Below are 24,311 nucleotides of genomic sequence, written 5' to 3'. Positions count from 1 at the left end.
CTCACTGCCAGCCGTAGCGGCGGCTGTAGAAGCCTTTGACCATCTGGGTTAGCGTCATATAGCCCGCAAGGATCGCTATCAGCCATGGGAAGTAGCTGAGCGGCAGCGCCTGAAGCTGCAGGTAGCCCGCCAGCGGCGAGAACGGCAGCGCAATCCCCACCACCATCACCAGCAGCGTCATCACGATCAGCGGCCAGGCCGCGCGGCTCTGGATAAACGGGATCCGCCGCGTACGGATCATATGCACAATCAGCGTCTGCGACAGCAGGCCAACCACGAACCAGCCGGACTGGAACAGGGTCTGATGTTCCGGCGTGTTGGCGTGGAACACCCCCCACATCAGGCAGAACGTCAGAATATCGAATATGGAGCTGATCGGCCCAAAGAAGACCATAAAGCGGCCGAGATCCGCCGGGTTCCAGCGCTGCGGTTTACGGATCTGCTCATCGTCCACGTTATCAAACGGAATGGCGACCTGGGAGACATCGTACAGCAGGTTCTGGATCAGCAGATGCAGCGGCAGCATCGGCAGGAACGGCAGGAAGGCGCTGGCGACCAGCACGCTGAAGACGTTACCGAAGTTGGAGCTGGCGGTCATTTTGATGTACTTGAGCATATTGGCGAAGGTCCGGCGGCCTTCAATAACCCCCTCTTCCAGCACCATCAGGCTCTTCTCCAGCAGGATGATATCCGCCGCCTCGCGGGCGATATCCACCGCGCCGTCGACGGAAATACCGATATCCGCCGCGCGCAGCGCCGGAGCGTCGTTAATGCCGTCGCCCATAAAACCCACCACGTGTCCTTCGCGTTTCAGCAGGGTCACGATACGCTCTTTGTGCAGCGGCGCCAGGCGAGCAAACAGGGTGGTACGTTTTGCCAGCTCGCCCAGCTCATCATCATTCAGCGCTTCAACCTGGCTGCCGATAACCACGTCACCCGCGTCCAGCCCCACTTCATGGCAGACTTTCGCCGCCACCAGCTCGCTGTCGCCGGTCAGGATTTTGACCGTAATACCGCTGGCCTTCAGCGCCTTCAGCGCCGGGGCGGTGGTCTCTTTCGGCGGATCGAGGAAGGCGATATAGCCTTCGAGGATCAGGTCTGACTCATCCGCGCGCTGGTAGTCGCCTTCGCGGGCGGGCAGGTACTTCGTCGCCACCGCCACCACGCGCAGTCCCTGACGGTTGAGGGTGTCGGTTACGCGACGGATGCGCCGCAGCATGGTGTCGTCCAGCGGTACGATGTCGCCGTTATAGCGCACCTGGGTCGAGACGTTGAGGATCTCCTGCAGCGCCCCCTTGCAGATCAACTGATGGACGTTGTCCTGCTCCTGCACCACCACCGACATGCGGCGACGCTCAAAATCGAACGGGATCTCATCGACTTTCTGCCAGCGTTCCGGCAGCCCGCGCGCTGACTCCAGCTCGACGCCCTCCAGCACCGCGGTATCGAGCAGATTCTTTAGCCCGGTCTGATAGTGGCTGTTCAGCCAGGCCGTATGCAGCACGCGTTCGCTCACCTTGCCGGAGACATCGGTGTGGTTCTCCAGCACGATTTTATCCTGCGTCAGGGTGCCGGTTTTATCGGTGCACAGGATGTCCATAGCGCCAAAGTTCTGTATCGCGTCCAGGTGCTTGACGATCACTTTCTGTTTCGACAGCTTCACCGCCCCGCGCGCCAGGGTCGAGGTGACGATCATCGGCAGCATTTCCGGGGTCAGGCCCACCGCGACGGAGAGCGCGAACAGCGCCGCCTCCCACCAGTCGCCTTTGGTGTAGCCGTTAATCAGCAGCACGATCGGGGTCATCACCAGCATAAAGCGGATCAGCAGCATGCTGACCCGGCTGATGCCTTTCTGAAAGGCGTTCGGCTCGCTTTCCTGCTCGCTGACGCGGCCAGCCAGCTGGCCAAACCAGGTGCCGCCGCCGGTAGCGAAAACAATCGCCTGCGCCGAACCGCTGACCACGTTGGTGCCCATAAAGCACAGGGTGTCGCACTCCAGCGGGTTTGCCTGCAGCGGGTCGCGGGTGCGGGCCACTTTTTCGACCGGCAGCGATTCACCGGTCAGCGAGGCCTGAGCGACAAACAGGTCGCGCGCCTGAATGACGCGCAGGTCTGCCGGGATCATGTCTCCCGCCGATAGCTTGACGATATCCCCCGGCACCAGCTGGTCGATGGGCTGCTCGCACCAGCGGCTCTCGCCCTGTTCGTTCACCACCCGCAGGACCGTCGCGGTGTTGCTGACCATCGCCTTCAGGGCGTCCGCCGCTTTAGTTGAACGGGCTTCCTGAATAAAGTTCAGCAGCGTGGAGATCCCCACCATCAGGGCGATAACCGCGGCGGCAAACAGATCTTCCGTTGAGTAGGAGACGATACCCAGAACGGTCAGCAGCAGGTTGAAGGGGTTGCGGTAGCAGCTCCAAAGATGCACCCACCACGGCGACGGCTTCTGCGCCGGGATCTGATTTTCGCCATACTGCGCGATTTTCTGCGCCACTTCGCCCGCATTTAGCCCTTCCGGATGGCTGGCGAAGGCGCGCCAGATTTCATTCTCATCCATTGCCGCCACGTCCAGGCACTGCTTGCCGAGGGAGTCCGGGATCGGCGCGCTCGCCAGATTGCGGGCATCGGGTAGCGGATCGCGTTGTACTAAACGACGCGGTAAATGACGACCAAGCTGGGCAAACAGCTGGCGGGTAAAATTTTTAAACATAAACAGTCCCTCCGCGCTCGCGCGAGCGAACGCAGGCTACCGACAGGCGCGAGTCAACCTTACCTGTCAGGCATGTTATTTTTATGGCAGGGACGTCAAAGACATCGCTGCTTTACGCTTCCGGTAAAGCAGCGCTACGCAGATTTACCGGAAAAAAAGGGGGCTCCATCGAGGATGAGGAGTGGGATCGGGGTCCATAAAATCTCCGGTAAATGAATACAAACGGCGCGAATTATACCGTCGCCGATAATCTATTTGTGGCTATTATGGCGATAATACCCCCGGGCAACTAAACCAGACGTAAACCAGACTTTGCTCATTGTGGTTTCGTTGAGTAGCATTAGGCTCACTTTAAGCGGACCACAACGAGAACCCTGCATGCAAAACCGGCTGACCATCAAAGATATCGCACGCTTAAGCGGCGTCGGGAAATCGACGGTATCGCGCGTGCTTAACAACGAAAGCGGCGTCAGCGAACGCACGCGTGAGCGCGTTGAAGCGGTGATGCAGCAGCACGGGTTTTCGCCCTCACGTTCCGCCAGGGCGATGCGCGGCCAGAGCGATAAAGTGGTGGCGATCATCGTCACCCGTCTGGATTCGCTGTCGGAAAACCTCGCCGTACAGACCATGCTTCCCGCCTTTTACGCTCAGGGCTACGATCCGATTATGATGGAGAGCCAGTTCTCCCCGGCGCTGGTCGAGGAGCATCTCGGCATGCTCGCCCGGCGCAATATCGACGGCGTGGTGCTGTTTGGTTTCACCGGCATCCATGAAGAGATGCTCACCCCGTGGCGAGAGACGCTGGTGCTGCTGGCCCGCGACGCGCCGGGCATCGCCTCCGTCTGCTATGACGATGAAGGATCGATCAGGATGCTGATGCAGCGCCTGTACGATCGCGGGCATCGCCACATCAGTTTCCTCGGCGTGCCGCACAGCGACATCACCACCGGGCAGCGCCGCCACCAGGCCTACCTCGATTTCTGCCAGAAAAAACACCTCACGCCCCTCGCCGCGCTGCCGGGCCTGGGCATGAAGCAGGGGTATGAAAACGTCGCCGGCGTGCTGTCGGCTGAAACCAGCGCGCTGGTCTGCGCCACCGATACCCTCGCGCTGGGAGCCAGCAAATATCTCCAGCAGCAGGGAATCGATCGTCTCCAGCTCGCCAGCGTCGGCAGCACGCCGCTGATGAAGTTTCTCCACCCGGAGATCCTGACGGTCGATCCCGGCTACGCCGAGTCCGGACGCCAGGCGGCGCAGCAGCTGATCGAGCAGATCGCCGGAAACCGTGAACCCCGTCAAATCGTGATTCCCGCCGTACTGAATTAAGCCTGTCTTAACGATTTATGTGATCTTCGCTGGGTTTCGGGAACGTTCCCATTTTGCAATTCAAGCGGAGCGAGTAGGATCCAATGCAAGTTAAATGCAACCTCTCCCCTCGGTCATGAGGCCTCATCATGAGTAAAGTGAATCAGCAGGACATCGATAAACTTATCGAACTGGTGGGCGGGCGCGACAATATCGCCACCGTCAGCCACTGTATTACCCGTCTGCGCTTTGTGCTGAATAATCCAGCCATTGCCAAACCGAAAGAAATTGAACAGCTCCGCATGGTGAAGGGCTGCTTTACCAACGCCGGTCAGTTCCAGGTGGTGATCGGTACCGAGGTTGGCGACTACTATAAAGCGCTGCTGGCGACCACCGGCCAGGCCAGCGCCGATAAAGAACAAGCCAAGAAAGCCGCGCGGCAGAATATGAAGTGGCATGAACAGCTCATTTCACACTTCGCGGAGATCTTCTTCCCGCTGCTGCCTGCGCTGATCAGCGGCGGTCTGATCTTAGGCTTCCGCAACGTGATCGGCGATCTGCCGATGAGCAACGGCCAGACGCTGGCGCAGATGCACCCGTCGCTGAAAACCCTTTATGACTTCCTGTGGCTGATTGGCGAGGCGATCTTCTTCTACCTGCCGGTGGGTATCTGCTGGTCCGCGGTAAAGAAAATGGGCGGCACGCCAATCCTCGGTATCGTGCTGGGCGTTACGTTAGTTTCTCCGCAGCTGATGAATGCCTACCTGCTGGGCCAGCAGGTGCCGGAAGTATGGAACTTCGGCCTGTTCACCATTGAGAAAGTCGGCTACCAGGCGCAGGTGATCCCGGCCTTGATGGCGGGGCTGGCGCTCGGCTTTATCGAAACGCGGCTGAAACGCATCGTGCCTGACTACCTCTATCTGGTGATCGTGCCGGTCTGTTCGCTGATCCTGGCGGTCTTTCTCGCCCACGCCTTTATCGGCCCGGTTGGCCGCATGATTGGCGACGGCGTGGCCTGGGCCGTGCGTCATCTGTTAACCGGCAGCTTCGCGCCGATTGGTGCCGCGCTGTTCGGCTTCCTGTACGCGCCGCTGGTGATTACCGGGGTCCATCAGACCACGCTCGCCATCGATATGCAGATGATTCAAAGCATGGGCGGTACGCCGGTCTGGCCGCTGATCGCGCTGTCCAACATCGCCCAGGCATCGGCGGTGGTGGGTATCATCATCGCCAGCCGTAAACAGAACGAACGCGAAATCTCCGTTCCGGCGGCCATTTCCGCCTACCTCGGCGTGACGGAACCGGCCATGTACGGTATCAACCTGAAATACCGCTTCCCGATGCTCTGCGCGATGGTCGGCTCCGGTCTTGCCGGGCTGCTGTGCGGACTGAACGGCGTGATGGCCAACGGCATCGGCGTCGGCGGCCTGCCGGGTATCCTCTCCATTCAGCCAACCTACTGGCAGGTTTACGCGCTGGCGATGGCTATCGCCGTGGTCGTGCCGATTGTCCTGACAACGGTTGTTTACCAGCGCAAATTCCGCCAGGGCACCTTACAGATTGTCTGACGTCTTATTTTCGGGGCGCGCTGTCGCCCCCCTTTTTTGTAGCAGGAACGCAATATGAATACCCTTCCCCTCTGGTGGCAAAACGGCGTTATTTATCAAATCTATCCAAAGAGTTTCCAGGACACCACCGGGACCGGCACCGGCGATTTGCGCGGCGTGACCTCCCGCCTCGACTATCTGCAAAAGCTCGGCGTTGACGCTATCTGGCTGACGCCGTTTTACGTCTCGCCGCAGGTGGATAACGGCTACGATGTGGCCAACTATACCGCTATCGATCCCGCCTACGGCACGCTCGACGATTTCGACGAGCTGGTGGCCCAGGCGAAGGCGCGAGGAATTCGTATCGTGCTGGATATGGTGCTGAACCACACGTCGACCGAGCACGCCTGGTTCCGCGAAGCGCTCAACAAAGAGAGCCCGTATCGTCAGTTCTATATCTGGCGCGACGGCGAACCGACCACGCCGCCGAACAACTGGCAATCTAAGTTTGGCGGCAACGCCTGGCAGTGGCACGCCGAAAGCGAGCAGTACTATCTGCATCTGTACGCCGTCGAGCAGGCGGATCTGAACTGGGAAAATCCGGCGGTGCGCGCGGAGCTGAAAAAAGTCTGCGAATTCTGGGCCGATCGCGGCGTCGACGGCCTGCGCCTCGACGTGATCAATGTTATCTCCAAAGACCAGACCTTCCCGTCAGATACCGCGGGCGACGGCCGGCGCTTCTATACCGATGGTCCGCGAGCGCACGAATTTTTGCAGGAGATGAGCCGCGATGTCTTTACCCCGCGCAACCTGATGACGGTGGGCGAAATGTCCTCCACCACGCTTGAGCATTGCCAGAAGTACGCGGCGCTCGACGGCAGCGAGCTATCGATGACCTTTAACTTCCACCATCTGAAGGTGGACTATCCCGGCGGCGAGAAGTGGACGCTGGCGCGCCCGGATTTTGTAGCCTTGAAATCGCTGTTCAGGCACTGGCAGCAGGGGATGCACAATCGCGCGTGGAACGCGCTGTTCTGGTGTAATCACGACCAGCCGCGCATCGTCTCCCGCTTCGGCGACGAGGGGGAGTACCGCGTCCCGGCGGCGAAAATGCTGGCGATGGTGCTGCACGGCATGCAGGGCACGCCCTATATCTATCAGGGCGAAGAGATTGGCATGACCAACCCGCACTTTACGCGCATCACCGATTATCGCGACGTTGAGAGCCACAACATGTTTATCGAACGCGCGGCGCAGGGCCGGGATGCGGATGAACTGTTGGCGATTCTGGCCAGCAAATCGCGCGATAACAGCCGCACGCCCATGCAGTGGAACAGCGGTGAGGGCGGCGGATTCACCGCCGGCGAGCCGTGGATTGCGCTATGCGATAACTATCGCGAGATTAACGCCGAGGCGGCGCTGGCGGACCCGGAGTCGGTGTTTTATGCCTATCAGCAGCTGATTACGCTGCGCAAGAGCACACCGGTGCTGACCTGGGGCGACTATCAGGATCTGCTGCCGGAACATCCGTCGCTGTGGTGCTATCGCCGTCAGTGGCAGGGGCAAACCCTGGTGGTCGTGGCGAACCTGAGCCGCGAGTTCCAGCGCTGGCAGCCGGAAGCGATGAGCGGCGACTGGCGGATGCTGATGAGCAACTACGCGGAGGCGGCGAACCGCCCTGCCGATATGACCCTGCGTCCGTTTGAAGCGGTATGGTGGCTGCAGGAGTAACCCACGGCTTACGATGAGAGTCCCGGGTCGCGCTGCGCTTACCCGGGCTACAGGTTCACCCTCTTCTGCGAGCCGGTAGCCCGGACAGGCGCGTCAAGCGCCGCCTCCGGGAATATGCTTTAAATACGATCGGCCGCAGACAGCGTCGCGCTGGCTTCCGGCTGCGCGGACGCCTGCTCTTCTTTCGCCTTCAGGCGATCCCATGCCCGGAAGAACGGATAGTAGATCACCAGCGAGATCGCCAGGTTCACCACCTGCAGCACCGCGCCGGAAATGTGCCCTCCCGTCGCCAGATAGCCGCTCATAAAAATAGGCGTGGTAAACGGCAGCGCAATCCCCGCCGGCTTCATCACCAGCCCGGTGGCCATCGCGGTATACGAGACAATCACCAGCAGGACCGGCGTCAAAATAAACGGCAGGAAGAAGTACGGGTTCATCACCAGCGGAATGCCGAATACCATCGGCTCGCTGATATTGAACAGCGCTCCCGGCGCGGCGATTTTCCCCAGCTGTTTCATCTGCTGGCTACGGCTGCGCAGCAGCATAAAAATCACCAGTCCTAACAGCGCCCCGGTACCGCCGGGCGCAATCCACAGGTCATAAAACTGCTGGGTGATGATATGCGGGATCGGCAGCCCATTCTGAAACGCTTCCAGGTTTTCCGACATATTCGACAGCCAGACCGGGCGAATAAACACCAGCACAATGGTGTCGCCGTGCAGCCCCAGGGTCCACAGGATACCAATCAGGATCACCGAGATAATCATCCCCGGCAGCGAACCGCCGACGTGCGACATGGGAATACCGATAAGGGTGGTAATCATGCTATTGATATCGCCGAACGGCGAAGCTTCAACGATCAGGCGCAGCGCCAGCACCACGGCCAGCACGCAGAAGCCGGGGATCAGGGCGAGAAAAGATTTCGCCACCGCGGGCGGTACGCCCTCCGGCATGCGGATCACCAGATTACGGCTGGCCACCAGGCGGTAGATCTCCGTGGAAAGCAGCGAAATCACAATCGCCACAAACAGCCCCTGGCTGCCAATCATCCCCACCGGCAGCACGCCTTTGACAAGCTGCGCCGCCGAACCGTCTGCCGGCGTAAAGAGCGTCGCCTGGGGGATCGTCATCACAAACGCCACCAGCGACATCGCCCCGGCGCTGAGCGGGTCCAGGGTGCGATATTTTTCCGCCAGCCGGTAGGCAATGCCGAACGCGGAGAGCAGCGCCATGATGTCATAGGTCGCTTTGACCGGGTACAGCATCTTATCGCGCCAGGCATCGCCAAACACGCTGGTCATCATCTCACCGTAGCCGGGAATCGGCAGGTAGGCGAATATCAGGAAAAACGAGCCAATCAGCATAAACGGCATATTGAGAATAATGCCGTCGCGTACCGACAGGACATGCTTCTGACCGCCGATTTTCAGCGCGGCGGGCATGACATAGCGTTCAATAAATGAAGTACGAGACATAGTGGTATCCCCGAAGGCGGAAAAGTTTAGTTAAACTGCGTTAACCAGGGGCGGTTGATGGTTAACACCTCATCAAGCAGCGCCCGGGCATCGGTCACATTCCCGACCAGCGGGTTACTCACCAGCGCCAGCAGCGCGCTATCCCGGCAGCCGTGGACCGCGGCCTCAATCGTCAAGCGCTCGAAGGCTTTCACCTGCTGCGTCAGACCGTTCATGATCGGCGGCAGCGCGCCAAAGGCCAGCGGTCGTGCGCCCTGCGCGTCAATAATGCTGTTAATTTCCACCACCGCATCATCATCGAAGCCTTGAATCGCGCCGTTGTTGCGGGTGTTGACGACCATCTCTTTGCCAAGATTGTTGTAGATGGCGTTAATCAGCTCCACCGCCACTTCGGAGTAGTACGCCCCGCCGCGGAAGCTCAGCTGTTCGGGCTTTTCATCCAGCTCGGGCCGGGCATAGATATCAAACAGCTCCTGTTCCACCTTCATCACCTGTTCCGCGCGGGTGCCTTTGGTTTTGGCCGCCTCAATCTCTTCCGCCAGCATCGCCGGCGTCAGCCAGAAATAGCGATGATAGGGACAGGGGATGGCCTTCAGGGCCCGCAGAAACTCCGCCGGCCACGGCAGCGATTGAATATTGTTCATCGAGAGCGATTGACCGTCACACAGCATGTCGATGACCTTACTGGTCACCTCTTCCCGCCCCTGCATCACCTTGTGTACCCAGACCATATGATTCAGCCCGGCGAAGCTCAGCCGGACCTCCTCTTCTTTTGCGTCCAGCATTCCGGCAATCATGTGCTGCATATTGATGGGCACGTTGCACAGGCCGATGATTTTCGCGCTGCTGTAGCGGCTCACCGCCTCCGTCACGATCCCTGCCGGATTGGTAAAATTAAGGATAAAGGCGTCGGGCGCCAGCGCTTCCACCTTGCGAGCAACCTGTAAAATCACCGGAATCGTGCGCAGCGCTTTGGCAAAGCCGCCGACGCCGGTGGTTTCCTGACCCAGCAGATGGTACTTCAGCCCCAACCGCTCATCCGCCGCCCGCGCCGCCAGCTGCCCAACCCGCAGCTGGGTCAGCACGAATTGAGCGCCGCGAATGGCCTCATCGAGGCCGAAATGCACGCTGACCTTCACCTGTTCGAGGCCATGGCGCTTTAGCATACGCTGGGTCAGCGCGGCGATAATCGCCACTTTCTCGCGCCCGGCTTCGACATCCACCAGCGCCAGTTCCGTGACCGGAATCTGCTGATGGCGAAGGATAATGCCTTCGATAAGTTCCGGCGTATAGCTGCTGCCGCCGCCGATGACGGCAATTTTCAATGTTTGCATAGTGGCCTCATTTTTGGCGTACAGATCCCCGCGCAAGGCCGCAGCGGCGTTGCGAAATGAACGCGTTGATGGGAAAGGGTTAGGAGTTCAGCAGAGCGAGCGCTTTATCGAGGACGGCGGCCCCGCGCATCATGCCGTAATCCGCCATGTCGATCACCGCCACGGCTTTCCCGTGCGGTGCAGCAAGCTCCGTCAATCGGGCCGCTTCATACTTCACCTGAGGCCCCAGTAAGATCACGTCGGCATTGGGCAACTCGCGCTCAAACTCGGCGACGGGTACGGCGTAAATCTCCAGCCCCAGAGCGCGCTGCTGCGCCTCGACCTTCATTTTGTTAACCAGCATGCTGGTGGACATTCCGGCGGCGCAGCACAGGACGATACGTGGCATAATTCCTCCCAATGGATTTGGCGTAAGCGAGCGCTAAACAGACACCATCGACTATAAGACGAGGTGCTGGTATGGGTGAAGGCTATATGAAAATTTTTTTCACGTACGTGATCGAAGCGTTATTTTTCACCTCTTTACTCCGGCATAAAAGCGAAATCGGCAATAATCTCAGGCATTGTGCGTGATTGCGTGGTATAAAAAGCCCTCATTACTTGAAAAATATTTTCAATCAGGCGGTGGCGGAGAAAGAGGCTGAAAGCATGGATATCGTAGGACAGTTACAGGAAGGCATGACTCGCTTTAGCGCTCAGGAATCAAGAGTCGCGGCATTTATTCTGCAGAATTTAAGTTTTACCGCCAGCGCTTCGATTGATGAACTGGCGGTGCGCGCTGGCGTGAGCGCAGCCACAATTACCCGCTTTGCCCGCTCCGTCGGCTGCGAGGATATTCGTGATTTGCGAAAGCAGCTGGCGCAGGCTTGCGAACGTCGTACCAGCTGGCTTAACGAGGAGAGCGCCGCGCTGCCCGTCGCGTGGCGCGACAAATTAAGCCTGATTAGCACACATCTTGAGCAGCAGCTGGTGAGCACGCCCGAATCAACGCTGCAAAAGCTGCGCACGCGCCTGCAAAATGCCCGCGCCGTACACTGTTTCGCCCTCGGCGCACAGGACATCGCGCTGGCGACGCTGCTTCAGCACCAGCTGCTCTCCATCGGGATCGTGATGAATCTCTGCCAGGACAGCGCCCTGATGCGGATGATCGCCAGTACCCTCAGCGACGATCATCTCCTGCTGGTGCTGGCAACCGGCGAGGCCGACGCGATTTTGCAGGGCGCGACCCTGCTGGCCCGGGTACAGGAAGCGACAATTTTCGCCCTCACCCCCGTCAACCACGCGTTGAGCAATATGGCCTCCGCGCTGCTGCCCCTGCCTGAGAATGCGCAGGCCGCGCGTTACGCCCTGCTGCTGCTGGTTGACCTGCTTAACGACGCGCTGCTCGCCTGACGTTATTCCTTTCGGGCCTGAATTTCCTGCGTTCAGGCCCCATTTTTGCTTATTTTATAAGCGGATAAATTTACATTAAGCGCAAGCGCCCATCATTCCTGCTCTCCTCTTTTTACTTTGTTCTGCATCAATAAAATTGCAAACATCTTTGATGCAAAGCACTACATATAGAACTTAAAATGCGTCCCGGCCCCACATATTGTATTAATAGTCTATTATGTCACCACACCCATCGTACTCAGGCGGTGATGGGATGTGGATAAAAAGGGCCGGGATCGGAGGGAAACGGCGGCAGCTACAGCGCCCCGGGACTTCGGTTGACCTTCCGCCTCTGTGGATAACCTGTTCTGTAAAAAATTATGGAGTGATCATGACACCGCATGTGATGAAACGCGATGGCTGTAAAGTGCCGTTCAAGTCAGAGCGCATTAATGAAGCAATTCTACGTGCAGCTAAAGCAGCGGGAGTCGATGACGCAGACTATTGCGCCACCGTCGCAGAAGTCGTTAGCCAGCAAATGCAGGGCCGCGCCCAGGTGGATATCAGCGAGATCCAGACCGCCGTTGAGAACCAGCTGATGTCCGGTCCCTACAAGCAGCTGGCGCGCGCCTACATTGAATATCGCCACGACCGCGATAGCCAACGTGAAAAGCGCGGTCGTCTGAACCAGGAAATTCGCGGCCTGGTTGAGCAGACCAACTCGGCGTTACTCAACGAGAACGCCAACAAAGACAGTAAAGTCATCCCTACCCAGCGCGATCTGCTAGCGGGCATCGTCGCCAAGCACTACGCGCGCCAGCACCTGCTGCCGCATGACGTGGTCATGGCCCACGAGCGCGGCGTGATCCACTATCACGATCTCGACTACTCCCCGTTCTTCCCGATGTTCAACTGTATGCTGATCGATCTTAAAGGCATGCTGACCCAGGGATTTAAAATGGGCAACGCCGAGATTGAGCCGCCGAAGTCGATCTCTACCGCTACCGCGGTGACGGCGCAGATTATCGCTCAGGTCGCCAGCCATATTTATGGCGGTACGACCATCAACCGCATCGACGAAGTGCTGGCGCCGTTTGTTACCGAAAGCTTCAATAAGCACCGTAAAATTGCCGAAGAGTGGCACATCCCCGACGCCGAAGGCTACGCCCGTTCCCGCACCGAGAAAGAGTGCTACGACGCCTTCCAGTCGCTGGAATATGAAGTGAACACCCTGCATACCGCTAACGGTCAAACGCCGTTCGTGACCTTCGGTTTCGGCCTCGGCACCAGTTGGGAATCGCGTCTGATTCAGCAGTCCATTCTGCGCAACCGCATTGCGGGACTCGGTAAAAACCGTAAAACGGCGGTATTCCCGAAGCTGGTCTTCGCCATTCGCGACGGTCTGAACCACAAGTTTGGCGATGCGAACTACGATATTAAGCAGCTGGCGCTGGAGTGCGCGAGCAAGCGCATGTATCCGGATATCCTCAACTACGATCAGGTCGTGAAGGTGACCGGCTCGTTCAAAACCCCGATGGGCTGCCGCAGCTTCCTCGGCGTGTGGGAAAACGAGGACGGCGAACAGGTGCACGATGGCCGCAACAACCTCGGCGTTATCAGCCTCAACCTGCCGCGCATCGCGCTGGAAGCCCGTGGCGACGAGACTGAGTTCTGGAAACTTCTCGACGAACGCCTGCAGCTGGCGCGTAAAGCGCTGATGACCCGCATCGCTCGTCTGGAAGGAGTGAAGGCTCGCGTGGCGCCGATTCTGTATATGGAAGGCGCCTGCGGCGTGCGTCTGAAAGCGGACGACGACGTCTCTGAGATTTTCAAAAACGGCCGCGCGTCGATTTCGCTGGGCTATATCGGCATTCATGAAACCATCAACGCGCTGTTCGGCAACAAGCATATGTACGATAGCGAAGCGCTGCGTGAGAAAGGCATCGCCATCGTTCAGCGCCTGCGCGAAGCGGTAGACCAGTGGAAAGACGAGACGGGCTACGGCTTTAGCCTGTACAGCACGCCGAGCGAAAACCTCTGCGACCGCTTCTGCCGTCTGGATACCGCTGAGTTCGGCGTGATCGAAGGCGTAACCGATAAAGGGTATTACACCAACAGCTTCCACCTTGACGTAGAGAAGAAGGTGAACCCGTACGATAAAATCGATTTTGAAGCGCCTTATCCGCCGCTGGCTAACGGGGGCTTTATTTGCTACGGCGAGTACCCGAATATTCAGCACAACCTGAGAGCGCTGGAAGACGTGTGGGATTACAGCTATCAGCACGTGCCCTATTACGGGACCAATACGCCGATCGACGAATGCTACGAGTGCGGCTTTACCGGTGAGTTCGAATGCACCAGCAAAGGCTTCACCTGCCCGAAATGCGGCAACCACGATGCCTCCCGCGTGTCGGTAACCCGCCGCGTGTGCGGCTATCTCGGGAGCCCGGACGCCCGTCCGTTCAACGCCGGCAAGCAGGAAGAAGTGAAGCGCCGGGTTAAGCACCTGGGCAACGGGCAGATCGGTTAATTCCAGGTGGTTTAGCCCCTCCCCTAATCCTCTCCCCTGCCGGGAGAGGGGACCGGCCGGCCACTCGAGCCGTTCCCGGATCGCGGCGCAAAGCGCCTTATCCGGGCTACAACCGCGTATGCGGCTCTTCGTAGCCCGGCCGAGCGCAGCGACGCCGGGAGCCGTTCCCTTTACAAATGCAAAGCCCCTCCGTTTTCGCAAAGCAATTCGCGTCAGAGCAAGGCGGCAAGCGAGCAAGTCCCGGGGAGCTTACTGTAGTAAGTGACCTGGGCGCACGAGCGCAGCCAACGCCGCTACAGCGTCAAATGAGAAGAGGAAACAATGAATTACCATCAGTACTACCCGGTAGATATTGTTAACGGTCCGGGCACTCGCTGCACCCTGTTCGTTTCCGGCTGCGTTCACGAGTGCCCCGGCTGCTATAACAAGAGCACCTGGCGGCTAAACTCCGGCATGCCGTTCACCGCCGAGATGGCCGACCGCATTATTGCTGACCTCAACGATACCCGCGTTAAGCGCCAGGGAATCACGCTTTCCGGCGGCGACCCGCTGCATCCGCAGAACGTCCCGGAGATCCTTAAGCTGGTGCAGCGCGTTCGCGCCGAGTGCCCCGGCAAAGATATCTGGGTGTGGACCGGCTACAGGCTTTCCGAACTTAACGCCGCGCAGATGCAGGTGGTGGATCTCATCAACGTGCTGGTTGATGGCAAATTTGTGCAGGACTTAAAAGACCCGGCGCTGATCTGGCGCGGCAGCAGCAACCAGGTTGTACATCACCTGAGATAGCCTCCCGCTACAGCCGTTTATGGACGTTCCGATAGACGGCTAATTTCTCTCGTTTTCCCACAGCAATAACATAAACCCTCACCACCTCATCCCGAACCTGATATACCCGTCGATATCCCGAAGCGCGCGGCTCGAACTCTGGCTGCGCATCTCAAAACCGGCTGACGCACTCCATGGCCACCGCTTTAAACTCAGCAAAACTGCGGGTGGCGGCAAGGCGGGTCATAGCGCGTTCGCGCAGGAAGGTGACGAAAATATCGTAGATCGCCATCGCCTCTTCATACTCGCTTTTACTGATGGCGAGCAGGAAGATGATATGCGCGGTTTCGTCGCCCCAGGCGATACCGTGCGGGGCGATAACCGTATAGACCACGGTCTTTTTCGCCAGCAGGCCGAGGGCGTGAGGCAGCGCGATCCCGTCGCCGAGCATGGTGCTGACGATAGCCTCACGCTCCACCACCGACCCATGAAACTCCGCTCCGACAAACCCCTCCTGCTGCAGCTGCTGGCACAACGTGGCAAACAGCGCCTGCTGATCCATCGGGGTATCTATCACCTGGAAGTGGGCCTCATCAAAATACTTATTCAGCATCCAGGGACGCGTGCGGTCCACCAGCACCAGCTTGCCAATTTGGTCGAGCTGGTAGTCGGTAGGAAACGGCGCAATGGTGACCACCGGCTTCTCTTTCTCGCTGATGCGCACGGTGGAAATGACAAAATCTTCCGCGATCTCTTCCCGCTGTTCATATTCGCGTTGCGAAAGGGTGGCGGCAATTTCCAGCTGCGGATACTTACGCTGAAGAATGGCTTCAATCATCCGCACCATCGCGTTGCTGGTATCGCAGACCAGCAGCACCTGCGGCTGACGCTGATAGCCGATATTGTAATGGCGCTCCAGCCCGACGCCGATATGCAGCACCAGAAAGCCGATCTCGTTTTCGCTGATGGCGTAGGGAGTATATTTCCCCCAGCTCGATACCGCCGCCAGGGTCATGTCCCACGCCATGGGGTAGTGCTGTTTGATATTTTCCAGAAGCGGGTTGGGGATCATTATCTGGTAGCGCACGCGGGTGATCATGGTCTTAATATGAGTCAGTAAATCCGCATGCAGCTGGGCATCGTCCAGCAGATTGTAGTTATATTGCTGATTGATATAGCGCAGGATGTAGTTCACCAGCGCTTCGTCGTCGTCGGCGCTGATGGTGCCCGGATCGACGTCCTGCACCTGGCGGGCGGCAAGGTGGACGCACAGCCACTCCTCTTCCGCCGGAGCAAGCAGTTTGCCCGCCAGCTGCTGCATCGTGTTTGCCAGCTCGCGTGCGGCGTCGCGTACGTTTTGCGCCACATCTTCGGCGCTAAAATCGGCCAGCGGATACCCTTCGCTCACGCGGCGCACGGCAACCGCGCCGTACAGGCAGATAAAGCGCTCTCCGGCATCCGTCAGCCGCACGTGATGGCGGGTTAACGTCTCCTGCAGCACGCCGGCCAGCAGCGTCGGTACGCTGGCGTCAAACGCCTCTTCGCCAATAAGCGGGTTCAGCGGCCCCTGCTGGCTCAGCTCCCACAGCAGATCGGTCAGGCAGGCGCGAATGGAGACCTCGCTGCCGAACAGCTTCATGCCGTGGCGCGGCCGGGTCTCGAGGGTGAGCTGATAACGCTGAAAACGCTCGCGTACGTCAACCATATCGCCCTGTAAGGTGGCGCGGCTGACGAACCACGCATCGGCCAGATCCTCCAGCTTGATAGAAAACGCGGAAGTTAAAAAGCGCACCAGCAAAAAGTGGATGCGATCCGCCGCGGTTCGCGGGATATGCTGCGCTTTCGGCGCGCTCTCTTCCAGCGTCTGATAGCGCGTCGGATCGTGAATCACCAGCTGATAGCCGCTGCCGCGGGTGAGGATAAACTGCGCGCCGTAGTGCAGCAGCAGCGCGTTCAGCGCGGTGATGTCCGCGCGTACCGTGCGAGTAGAAACCAACAGCCGCTGCGCCAGCTCCTCCTGCGGCAGCGTTTCGTTTTGCAACAGAGTAAACAGCTGCGCTAAACGTTGATGGGGAAATCGCATGTCAGTTCCTTTTTCTTACGGCTCAGGGTTGAGCGGATATCACCATCTGCGACGGGCTGCCAACCGGGGTGTAGTCCGGAGAGAACGTCAGCCTGCCATCCTTCGGCGCGACACGAAAGCGGGTGATGTTGTCGCTACGCTGGTTCATGACGTACAGCCACTGCCCCTGACTGTCCAGCGTCAGCGTGCGCGGATAGTCGCCGCGGGTCCAGATATCGTCCTGGTGGCTCAGGCTGCCGTCAGCCAGCACCGTAAAGTGGGCGATACTGTTATGCAGTCGGTTGGCGACGTACAGCTGCTTGCCGTCGCGGCTCAGGACCAGGCCGGCGGCAAAGCTGGTGCCCTTATACTCTGCAGGCAGCGCCGAGACCGTTTTCCCCTCGCGCAGCAGGCCGCTTTGCTTATTGAGATGATAAAAAGTGAGCGTCGACGCCTCTTCGTTAATCAACCATAGTCCGTCGCCCTGCGGCGTAAACACAAAGTGGCGCGGTCCGGCGCCGGGAGATGAGGCCGCGATAAACGGCGGATCGTTCGGCGTCAGCTTCCCGGTGGCGTTATCCAGCCGGTACTGATAGATCCGGTCCAGGCCGAGATCGGTGGAGTAAACGAATTTACCGCTGGGATCGGCGGCGATCATATGGGCGTGGGGGCCGTTATGATCGCTAATGGCAAAACTGCCTTCGACGGCTGCCGCCGGGCGTTCCGCGCCTGCAGGTCCTTGATCCTGACGCACATCCACCGCCTCGCCCAGGTTACCATCTTCTTTCACCGGCAGCACGGCGATACTGCCGCTGACGTAGTTTGCCACCAGCAGATGACGTCCATCGGGGGTCAGGGAGAGATAAACCGGCCCGGCGCCGCCGGAAGCGACCTGATTCAGCTCGCTCAGTTCACCGTTGCTGCCGATGCGCCACGCCTGCACCACTCCCTTTTCCACTTCGCTGGCGCCGTACAGGGTTTTGCCATCCGCCGAGACGGTAAGCTGGGCCAGGTCAGGCAGCGTCCCGACCAGCGTTTTATCGCGCAGCGCCCCGGTCTGGCTATCAACGGTAAAGCGATACAGCCCTTCGCCATTGGGGTTGTAGGTGCCGACCCAGGCGTACTGGGTTTGCGCAGCGGCGCCGGCGGCGAGCAGAGAGAGTGAAGCAACAAGCAGGTGACGAGCGGTTGGCATGGTGACTCCTTGATGGTTCGGTGGCGGTTTCCCTTCGCCCTAACCCTCTCCCCGTTGGGGAGAGGGCCGGGGTGAGGGACAATCGGCGCTATTTTACTAACTGTTTGGTGATCGAAAGCAGCTGACGCACGTCCGCCGGGCGGGTGTGACCGCTGGCTTTATCAATAATCGAACTGTAGATATGCGGGATAATTTTACTCACCCCTGCGTCCAGCGCGATCTGCAGGATCTCGCCGTAGTTTTCCAGATCGATCCCGCCGGTGGGCTCCAGCCAGAAATCATGATGGGCGCAGGCCTCGGCCACCGCAATAAACTCGTCGCGATGCTTCAGCCCGCCCATCGGGAAATATTTAATCGAACTGCCGCCCATATCTTTCAGCAGCGCAATCGCCGTTTCCAGCGGTACGATGCCGTCCGGCGCGCCGCTGCTGAGCGGGCCGGTGGAGATCTTCACCATTCCCGGCGTACCGGTTGGCGACACCAGGCCGTTAACCACGGTTTCGTTCTGCCCCAGCAGCGCGCGGCTGGTCGCCACGCCGGTAAATACCTGGTTGACGTGCTGCGGCTGCACCTGACGCGAAATTTCGCTGACCATCGCCGACTGGTTCGGGTCGCCCGCGCCCAGTCCCACGGAGAGCGCGTTATCAATCCGCTGCGCGTATTCACGCATATCGGCAACCGCGCTGGCGACGTCCGGGTAATTTTTGGAGAGCACGCCCACCAGTACATGACCTTCCGCCGCCTCATAAATCTCGCTGGCGTTCTCTTTGCTCCCCGCCAGCACGTTCAGGCAGACGCGGTCACGATAAAAATTAGGGGTCAGTTTCATGCGTTTTTCTCCTTGTTCAAAACTTCTGCGATGCGACAGGAGACAATCTCCAGCTGCTGCGCGTTCACGCTGCGGACATCGGCTTCAATAATGCCTTCATTTGCTTTATAGCCACGGAAGTAGATGGCGTATTCGCCCTGCTTCAGCGCATTGACCAGATCGCCGGTATCGACGCCGGTCACCGCTTCATCAAACTTGATCTCCGCCCGCGCGATATCGCGGCCGGCGCTGTCCCAGACCACGCGCGCGGTGACGCCATCGAGCGTATTGAGCTGCTGAATATACGGCGTCATCTTCGCCACCATCTCTTCACCGCTCTCTTTGCGCGCCGTCAGATAGTGCTCAATGGCGCAGGTCAGGCCGAGGATCCCCTCTTTGCCCACCTTCATCGCCCGGCCAATGCCGTTCGACTGACGTTTAACCCACTCAACGTATTGGGTTTTGCCAATCACCAGCCCGCTGGTCGGCCCTTCGATCGCCTTCGCGCCGCTATAAATCACCAGATCCGCGCCGGCGCGATAGTAGGCCTGGAGGTCTTCCTCCGCCGCCGCGTCGACAATCAGCGGCAGATTATGGCTCTGCGCCACCGCTGCCGCCTGCGCCACGTTGAGCATGCTTTTCTGCACGCAGTGGTGGGATTTGATATACAGAATGGCCGCGGTGCGCGGGGTAATGGCCGCCGCCAGCTGCCCGGCGGAACATTCATTGGCGTAGCCCGCTTCCACCAGCCTGCCGCCGCCCAGCGCCACCATGGTGCCCACCGGCGCGCCAAAATTGACGTTATGACCCTTAGGCAGCACGATTTCGTTGTTTTCAATCGGCGTCACGTGCAGGTTTTCCAGCAGCCAGTCGCTGTCTTTTACCAGCACCGCCGCCACCGACTGGGCGATGCCCGCCGAGGCGCAGGAGACGACGGTCGCCCCTTCCACGTCCAGCAGCTTCGCAATATACGCGCCGGTTTTATTGACCAGATCTTTCATCTCGAAGTACTGGTTCATCCCCGCCATCGCGGCGTCCACCACTTCCGGCCGTGGCGTGGAGACGCCGAGAATGGTCATACGACCGGAGGTATTAATCACCTGTTTTAAATCATATTTCTCAAAAATCGAAGGCATTTTCTGCGCTCCCTTGTTCGGTCAGATAGCCCTTGCCCGCGCGAACGGCGGCAAGCGGCAGCAGAATCTTGTCGGTCTGAAGGCTCTCTTTTTCCGCATCCACCAGCACCGTTGGCGTCTGCGCGAGGGTAAACAGCGTCAGGTCGGCGTCGTAACCCACTTCCAGCCGCCCTTTGTGGCTAAGACGCAGGCCTTCAGCGGCGTTGGCGGTCACGCAGTCAATGACCTGCGGCAGCGACATGCCAATGGCGAGGAATTTCGACATCACCAGCGCCAGCGATCGCACCGGGCCGTCGATACGGTTGCGGCAGTAAATATCGGAGCTGATGGTGTGCGGCAGAATGCCCATAGCAATCGCCCGCCGCGCCACCTCGAAGCTGAAGCTGGCGGTGCCGTGGCCGATATCAAGGCGCACGCCGCGCTGTAGCGCGCGGGAAATCGAGCTTTTCAGCTCGCCGGACGGCGTCAGGATACGATTGGGTTTACCGTTGTAGCAGTGGGTAATGATGTCGCCGGAGGTCAGCAGGTCGGCGATCTCATCCAGGTCGGGCGGATTGTTGCCGATATGCACCATCAGCGGCAGGCCGCCGTTTTCCTGCTGAATCGCCTTTGCGCGCGCCAGCGGCGTAATGCCGTTTTCCCCCACCACGCTGCTGCTCATCCGCGCCTTCAGGCCGACGATAAAGTTCGGGTAGCGGTTGACCGCCTGCTTCACCACCTCCGCGTCGATATTCGCCATATTGGCCAGTTCATTCTGGGCAATCAGCCCGACGCGGGAGATGTTAAGCAGGGCGTAAACTTCGGTCGCGGCTTTGCGGGTCAGCTGGTAGAAATCATCCACGTCGTCCGCGCCGGTGCTGCCCGCGTCAATCACGGTGGTCACGCCGGTAGCAACCCCCACGCTGTCCGGCTCATCATGGTAAATCGGCGAGTTCGGATAGCAGTGAACGTGAGAGTCAATCCAGCCTGCGCTGACGTAATAGCGACCGTCCAGCTCAAGGGTTTTGCGCGCAGGCGCGCTAATCTCGCCAAGCGCCGCGATTTTACCGTCCCGGATGGCGATATCGGTCAGGGTATCGTCGACGAGGCGCGCACGGCGCAGGAGTAAATCAAACATATCTCTCTCCTGTTAACGCGGGCGCCGAGGCGCCCGCAGGACTTAACTAATCGCCACCGGGAAGATTGACCCAAGAAGCATGGCGCCAAGGATCGCGCCGCCGGTGATAGGCTTCTGCCAGATGTAGAACAGCAGCGCGCCCGCCAGGGAACCGATGCCGATAGGAATAGAAGCGGTCATGGCGCTGAGGATAATCAACGGTCCGAGGAAACGGCCTGAGGCGTTACCGGCCCCCATCATGACGTCCGCACCGTAGGTGGAATCGCTCTGGTTGATGGTGAATTTACGCGCCAGGATGATGATGTAGCCAATCGCGAGGCCCAGCACCAGTCCGGTGACCAGCGAGGCGGCAAAGTTGGCGACCGGGAAAACAAAGCCCGCGCCGAGCAGCAGCGCCGGAACGCCTAAGCCGACGCCGGTCTGAATCGCCCCGCCGATATCCAGAATCCCCACCAGCGAGCCTTCGATAATACGCGCGAACAGGAAGCTGGCGCCGAACGCCGCTACCGCGCCGTAGGCCCCGGTATCAATTCCCGCTTTCAGCATCGCCACGAAGGCGACTTCGTTAAACGCGCCGATGCCGTAGAGGTAGTACATATGCGTCCCGGCAAAGACGCCGGCGGAGAGCAGGCCAACAAAGATCGGGAACGACCAGTCGGCATACCAAAAACCTTTATTTTGTTCCATGAGAGGCTCCTGTTATTTACCGCTGAGCGAGTTGTGGATCAGTTCCAGCCAGTTCGGCACGGTCAGATGGAAGGATTCAATCATCTTCATGTCGAAACCGCGGAAGAAGCCGCTCAGAACGAACAGCGCGACGATCGCCACCATCATCACCTTGGTGACGCGGTGCCAGCCGCTCTCTTCAACGCCTTTCCCGATCAGGATGCCCAGCACCAGGCCCGGAACGGCGTTGCCCATAATCAGCTGCGCCGCGCCGCCAAAAATCGTCGCCCAGAAGCCTGATTTTTTACCGGCATCAATCGCCGCCAGCCAGAAGATGACCGGCATCACCGTATTCACCAGCAGGTTTGCCGCCGGAACCAGCACTTTAACCGCCGTCACCTGCAGCGCTTCCGGTACAGAAGAGGCGGTGAGGTTGAGGAAAGCGACCACGATCATGCCGATAATGCCGCAGGCGATGGCCATCTTTTTCGGATCGTGCAGCGTCTCGCCGACGTTGCGGTTTTTAATCATCAGCGCTGCCGCCCCCCAGTTGGGGATAATGCGGTGGTCAACGTCCTGAGTGAAGGAGCCTGCCGCGACGGAAGAGGCCCAGGCGTTGAAGAAGAAGCCCAGGCCAAATGAGAAGTGGGAAGCCGGATCGCCTTCACATGAATTCAGCTCGCCCAAGGTACGAAACGCCCCCATCCCCTGCGTGGTGGGCGCATGAAACATGCGTGCCGCTCCGGCGCCTACGCCGACGCCAACCAGGCCGCCGATGATGAGCGATTTTATTAAAATTATCAGGAACATAGTCTGACCCTTTGGTGAAAATCAGGTTTGCGTGACGAAATCCACTTTATCGAGATTAATGGCGGTCACGGTGACGGTGACCTTCAGCTCCACGCTGTAGGTTCGTCGCTCACGGCGCAGAAAGAAGAATAAAAAGGCCTCTTTCCGTACCGCTTCACGCGCATGAACAACCTCCACGTCCTGTGGTTCAATACGCAGTAAGATGTGCGGCGACGTTTTCATCACCGCCGCCTGGACATGGTTCAGGGCATCGGCAAAAGCGCGCGTTTTGCTCTCGCCTTTGCCGGTAACGCTCACCGTGGTGGTGAATTGCTCTTTCATGCTCACGCGCCGTACTTCTTCTTCCAGGCCTCAACCAGGCGTTCACCCAGCTCTTCTTTATCCATAAAGCCGAAGCCCAGTACGTTGTAGCCTTCGTTGATCGCGGTGACGCCTTCATCAACGGAACGCATGCCATATTTCGCCTTGTAGCCGTGCTTATTCTGCGCGGTGATAGCCCCTGCGCCGCCGCTGCCGCAGAAAGAGATACCGAAGGTGGCGTTTTCCGCCTTCATCATGTCGCCCAGCTTCATATCCGCGGCAACGCCCGGCACGACCACGGCGCGAGCGCCGGCTTTTTCCGCACCTGCGGCAACTTTTTGTCCTTTACCCAGGCGATCGCCAATAACAACGGTGATTTGTTCCATTTGTGTGCTCCTTACAGGTTATCTTTCGCGACTTCGAAGTGGACGGACAGCAGCCAGGCTTCTTCATCTGGCAGATTGCCGAACTGCGCGACCACTTCGCGGGCCAGCATCATTGAATCTTCTGAGATCTCTTCGAACAGGCTGGCATCCACTTCCGGCAGCGGCTCGCCGCTGATTGACCGATGGGCCATCGCCCGAACGTGGGAAGTCAGCATTTGCTCCTGAACGTCGTTGGGGACGATGTTGCGGCGGCTTAATAGTGCGAAAACCTGCTGCAGCATCTTGTCGGCCAGCTGTTCGGTTAGCGTGGCCTGCTCCTCTGGGACGTGTGTTACCGCTCCGTTATTCACTTGAATTACCCCGTTGATGTCTCTGGGGATAACACTAATGCCGGGGGCAAAGAGTTTGTAGCGAGTTGTTTTCCACTTCGAAGTGGAAAGGAAGAAGGCAGGCGTGATCTATTTCACATAGTTATTGTGAATGTATTCGCCTCAACCAATTCTCGTGATGAACATCACAAGATCCTCGGTGTCACGGTGGCGAAAACCGGCATGCAGGAAAAGCGAAAAATGTGACGGTGATGGAGTTTTGAATTAACAGAATGTGGGAGGCATCGGCTGACGCCTCCCCACAAAGAGAAATTAACGGTACTTCTTATGGTATGTATTGCGGGTGGTTTTAAACTCTTCCGCTGCGGCCTGGGCTTCTTTGACTTTGCCTTCATTAGCCAGCTTCAGCGCGCCGTCAATCTGGCCGATCAGCACATCGAAACCGTGACGATAGTCTTTCATTTCCGCGCTGTCCGCCGCTTTACCTTCCAGCTTCGGCGGCGTCTCTTTCTGGGCGTCAACCGCCGCTGTGCGCATCTTATTCAGCGCCGCTTTCAGCTCGCCGGCATCTGAAGTTTTCTGCACCACTTGCAGGTTCTCAGCAAGGGTATCCATGTCTTCGCCCAGATCGGCGAAAGCCGATGCCGAACCAAGCGCAAAAGCCGATACGGCCAGCATCGCTAACAGTTTTTTACGCATTGCTCACTTCCTTTTTTATTATTAAGCACACAAGT

At 58.8% G+C, this 24,311-nt stretch carries 22 protein-coding genes and 1 pseudogene; 6 read left to right on the top strand and 17 right to left on the bottom strand.

The features are described 5' to 3' along the window. Position 1 precedes the first annotated feature (1 nt). Both mgtA and mgtL read right to left on the bottom strand, forming a co-directional pair. Positions 2–2,710, bottom strand: coding sequence for a magnesium-translocating P-type ATPase (mgtA, locus tag MKleb_RS02855; protein WP_217076433.1), 2,709 nt, complete (start codon positions 2,708–2,710; stop codon positions 2–4). Positions 2,711–2,854: 144 nt separating this feature from the next. Then, positions 2,855–2,908, bottom strand: coding sequence for a mgtA regulatory leader peptide MgtL (mgtL, locus tag MKleb_RS30270; protein ID WP_219539102.1), 54 nt, complete (start codon positions 2,906–2,908; stop codon positions 2,855–2,857). Positions 2,909–3,088: 180 nt separating this feature from the next. Here mgtL and treR point away from each other — a divergent pair, with 180 nt between their 5' ends. The 3 genes from treR to treC all read left to right on the top strand — a co-directional run bounded on the left by treR (position 3,089) and on the right by treC (position 7,293). Then, positions 3,089–4,036, top strand: a complete 948-nt coding sequence (gene treR / locus MKleb_RS02850; RefSeq protein WP_014227667.1) for a trehalose operon repressor TreR — start codon at positions 3,089–3,091, stop codon at positions 4,034–4,036. 128 nt (positions 4,037–4,164) lie between these two features. Continuing rightward, positions 4,165–5,583, top strand: coding sequence for a PTS trehalose transporter subunit IIBC (treB, locus tag MKleb_RS02845; protein ID WP_014227666.1), 1,419 nt, complete (start codon positions 4,165–4,167; stop codon positions 5,581–5,583). A 54-nt stretch (positions 5,584–5,637) separates the two neighbouring features. Then, positions 5,638–7,293 carry an alpha,alpha-phosphotrehalase gene (gene treC / locus MKleb_RS02840; protein WP_025107456.1) on the top strand — a complete coding sequence of 552 codons (1,656 nt, stop codon included), beginning with the start codon at positions 5,638–5,640 and terminating at the stop codon, positions 7,291–7,293. 119 nt (positions 7,294–7,412) lie between these two features. Here treC and celB read toward each other — a convergent pair whose 3' ends face one another. From celB to MKleb_RS02825, 3 genes are all read right to left on the bottom strand, one after another. Next, positions 7,413–8,768, bottom strand: coding sequence for a PTS cellobiose transporter subunit IIC (gene celB / locus MKleb_RS02835; protein ID WP_025107455.1), 1,356 nt, complete (start codon positions 8,766–8,768; stop codon positions 7,413–7,415). A 26-nt stretch (positions 8,769–8,794) separates the two neighbouring features. Next, positions 8,795–10,102 carry a 6-phospho-beta-glucosidase gene (locus tag MKleb_RS02830; RefSeq protein ID WP_014227663.1) on the bottom strand — a complete coding sequence of 436 codons (1,308 nt, stop codon included), beginning with the start codon at positions 10,100–10,102 and terminating at the stop codon, positions 8,795–8,797. Between the two features lie 79 nt (positions 10,103–10,181). Next, positions 10,182–10,490, bottom strand: coding sequence for a PTS sugar transporter subunit IIB (locus MKleb_RS02825; protein ID WP_025107454.1), 309 nt, complete (start codon positions 10,488–10,490; stop codon positions 10,182–10,184). Between the two features lie 260 nt (positions 10,491–10,750). Between MKleb_RS02825 and MKleb_RS02820 the strand changes: the two genes are divergently transcribed. The 3 genes from MKleb_RS02820 to nrdG all read left to right on the top strand — a co-directional run bounded on the left by MKleb_RS02820 (position 10,751) and on the right by nrdG (position 14,789). After that, positions 10,751–11,494 (top strand): MurR/RpiR family transcriptional regulator, encoded by a 744-nt coding sequence (locus MKleb_RS02820; RefSeq protein WP_025107453.1) that lies wholly within the window; start codon positions 10,751–10,753, stop codon positions 11,492–11,494. Positions 11,495–11,864: 370 nt separating this feature from the next. Then, on the top strand, positions 11,865–14,003 hold the full coding sequence (gene nrdD / locus MKleb_RS02815; protein WP_025107452.1) for an anaerobic ribonucleoside-triphosphate reductase: 2,139 nt from the start codon (positions 11,865–11,867) through the stop codon (positions 14,001–14,003). Between the two features lie 321 nt (positions 14,004–14,324). Continuing rightward, the gene (gene nrdG, locus MKleb_RS02810) at positions 14,325–14,789 is read left to right on the top strand and encodes an anaerobic ribonucleoside-triphosphate reductase-activating protein (RefSeq protein ID WP_004098087.1); all 465 of its coding nucleotides are present in this window, start codon (positions 14,325–14,327) and stop codon (positions 14,787–14,789) included. Between the two features lie 7 nt (positions 14,790–14,796). Here nrdG and MKleb_RS29825 read toward each other — a convergent pair. From MKleb_RS29825 to cybC, 12 genes and pseudogenes are all read right to left on the bottom strand, one after another. After that, positions 14,797–14,916 (bottom strand): annotated as a pseudogene (locus MKleb_RS29825) (type II toxin-antitoxin system mRNA interferase toxin, RelE/StbE family); the annotation flags it as partial. A gap of 24 nt (positions 14,917–14,940) precedes the next feature. Continuing rightward, on the bottom strand, positions 14,941–16,851 hold the full coding sequence (locus MKleb_RS02805; protein WP_025107451.1) for a BglG family transcription antiterminator: 1,911 nt from the start codon (positions 16,849–16,851) through the stop codon (positions 14,941–14,943). Between the two features lie 22 nt (positions 16,852–16,873). Next, positions 16,874–18,025 (bottom strand): lactonase family protein, encoded by a 1,152-nt coding sequence (locus MKleb_RS02800; protein WP_025107450.1) that lies wholly within the window; start codon positions 18,023–18,025, stop codon positions 16,874–16,876. A gap of 88 nt (positions 18,026–18,113) precedes the next feature. Next, positions 18,114–18,854, bottom strand: coding sequence for a 2-dehydro-3-deoxy-phosphogluconate aldolase (dagF, locus tag MKleb_RS02795; protein WP_025107449.1), 741 nt, complete (start codon positions 18,852–18,854; stop codon positions 18,114–18,116). Beyond that, entirely contained in the window at positions 18,851–19,969 is a 1,119-nt protein-coding gene (locus MKleb_RS02790) for a DgaE family pyridoxal phosphate-dependent ammonia lyase (RefSeq protein ID WP_217076432.1), read from the bottom strand. Before MKleb_RS02790 ends, dagF begins: the two co-directional genes overlap by 4 nt. After that, positions 19,953–21,086: an amidohydrolase/deacetylase family metallohydrolase gene (locus MKleb_RS02785; RefSeq protein ID WP_025107447.1), complete on the bottom strand. Its 1,134-nt coding sequence runs from the start codon at positions 21,084–21,086 to the stop codon at positions 19,953–19,955. The genes MKleb_RS02790 and MKleb_RS02785 overlap by 17 nt, the downstream gene beginning before the upstream one ends. A 42-nt stretch (positions 21,087–21,128) precedes the next feature. Next, a complete protein-coding gene (locus MKleb_RS02780; RefSeq protein WP_004098076.1) occupies positions 21,129–21,773 on the bottom strand; it encodes a DUF4310 family protein in 645 nt (214 codons plus the stop codon). 12 nt (positions 21,774–21,785) lie between these two features. Further along, positions 21,786–22,562 carry a DUF4311 domain-containing protein gene (locus MKleb_RS02775; protein ID WP_004098075.1) on the bottom strand — a complete coding sequence of 259 codons (777 nt, stop codon included), beginning with the start codon at positions 22,560–22,562 and terminating at the stop codon, positions 21,786–21,788. 21 nt (positions 22,563–22,583) lie between these two features. After that, positions 22,584–22,883, bottom strand: coding sequence for a DUF4312 family protein (locus MKleb_RS02770; RefSeq protein WP_004098073.1), 300 nt, complete (start codon positions 22,881–22,883; stop codon positions 22,584–22,586). Between the two features lie 2 nt (positions 22,884–22,885). Continuing rightward, positions 22,886–23,248 (bottom strand): SFCGS family glycine-rich protein, encoded by a 363-nt coding sequence (locus MKleb_RS02765; protein WP_004098072.1) that lies wholly within the window; start codon positions 23,246–23,248, stop codon positions 22,886–22,888. An 11-nt stretch (positions 23,249–23,259) separates the two neighbouring features. Beyond that, positions 23,260–23,598, bottom strand: coding sequence for a PRD domain-containing protein (locus MKleb_RS02760; RefSeq protein ID WP_004098070.1), 339 nt, complete (start codon positions 23,596–23,598; stop codon positions 23,260–23,262). A 291-nt stretch (positions 23,599–23,889) separates the two neighbouring features. Beyond that, positions 23,890–24,276, bottom strand: coding sequence for a cytochrome b562 (cybC, locus tag MKleb_RS02755; RefSeq protein ID WP_025107446.1), 387 nt, complete (start codon positions 24,274–24,276; stop codon positions 23,890–23,892). Between the last annotated feature and the right edge of the window lie 35 nt (positions 24,277–24,311).

This window comes from Klebsiella sp. PL-2018, from assembly GCF_019048985.1.
GTDB classification, from domain to species: Bacteria; Pseudomonadota; Gammaproteobacteria; order Enterobacterales; family Enterobacteriaceae; genus Klebsiella; species Klebsiella michiganensis.
This window is presented reverse-complemented; position numbering and strand designations above follow the sequence as displayed.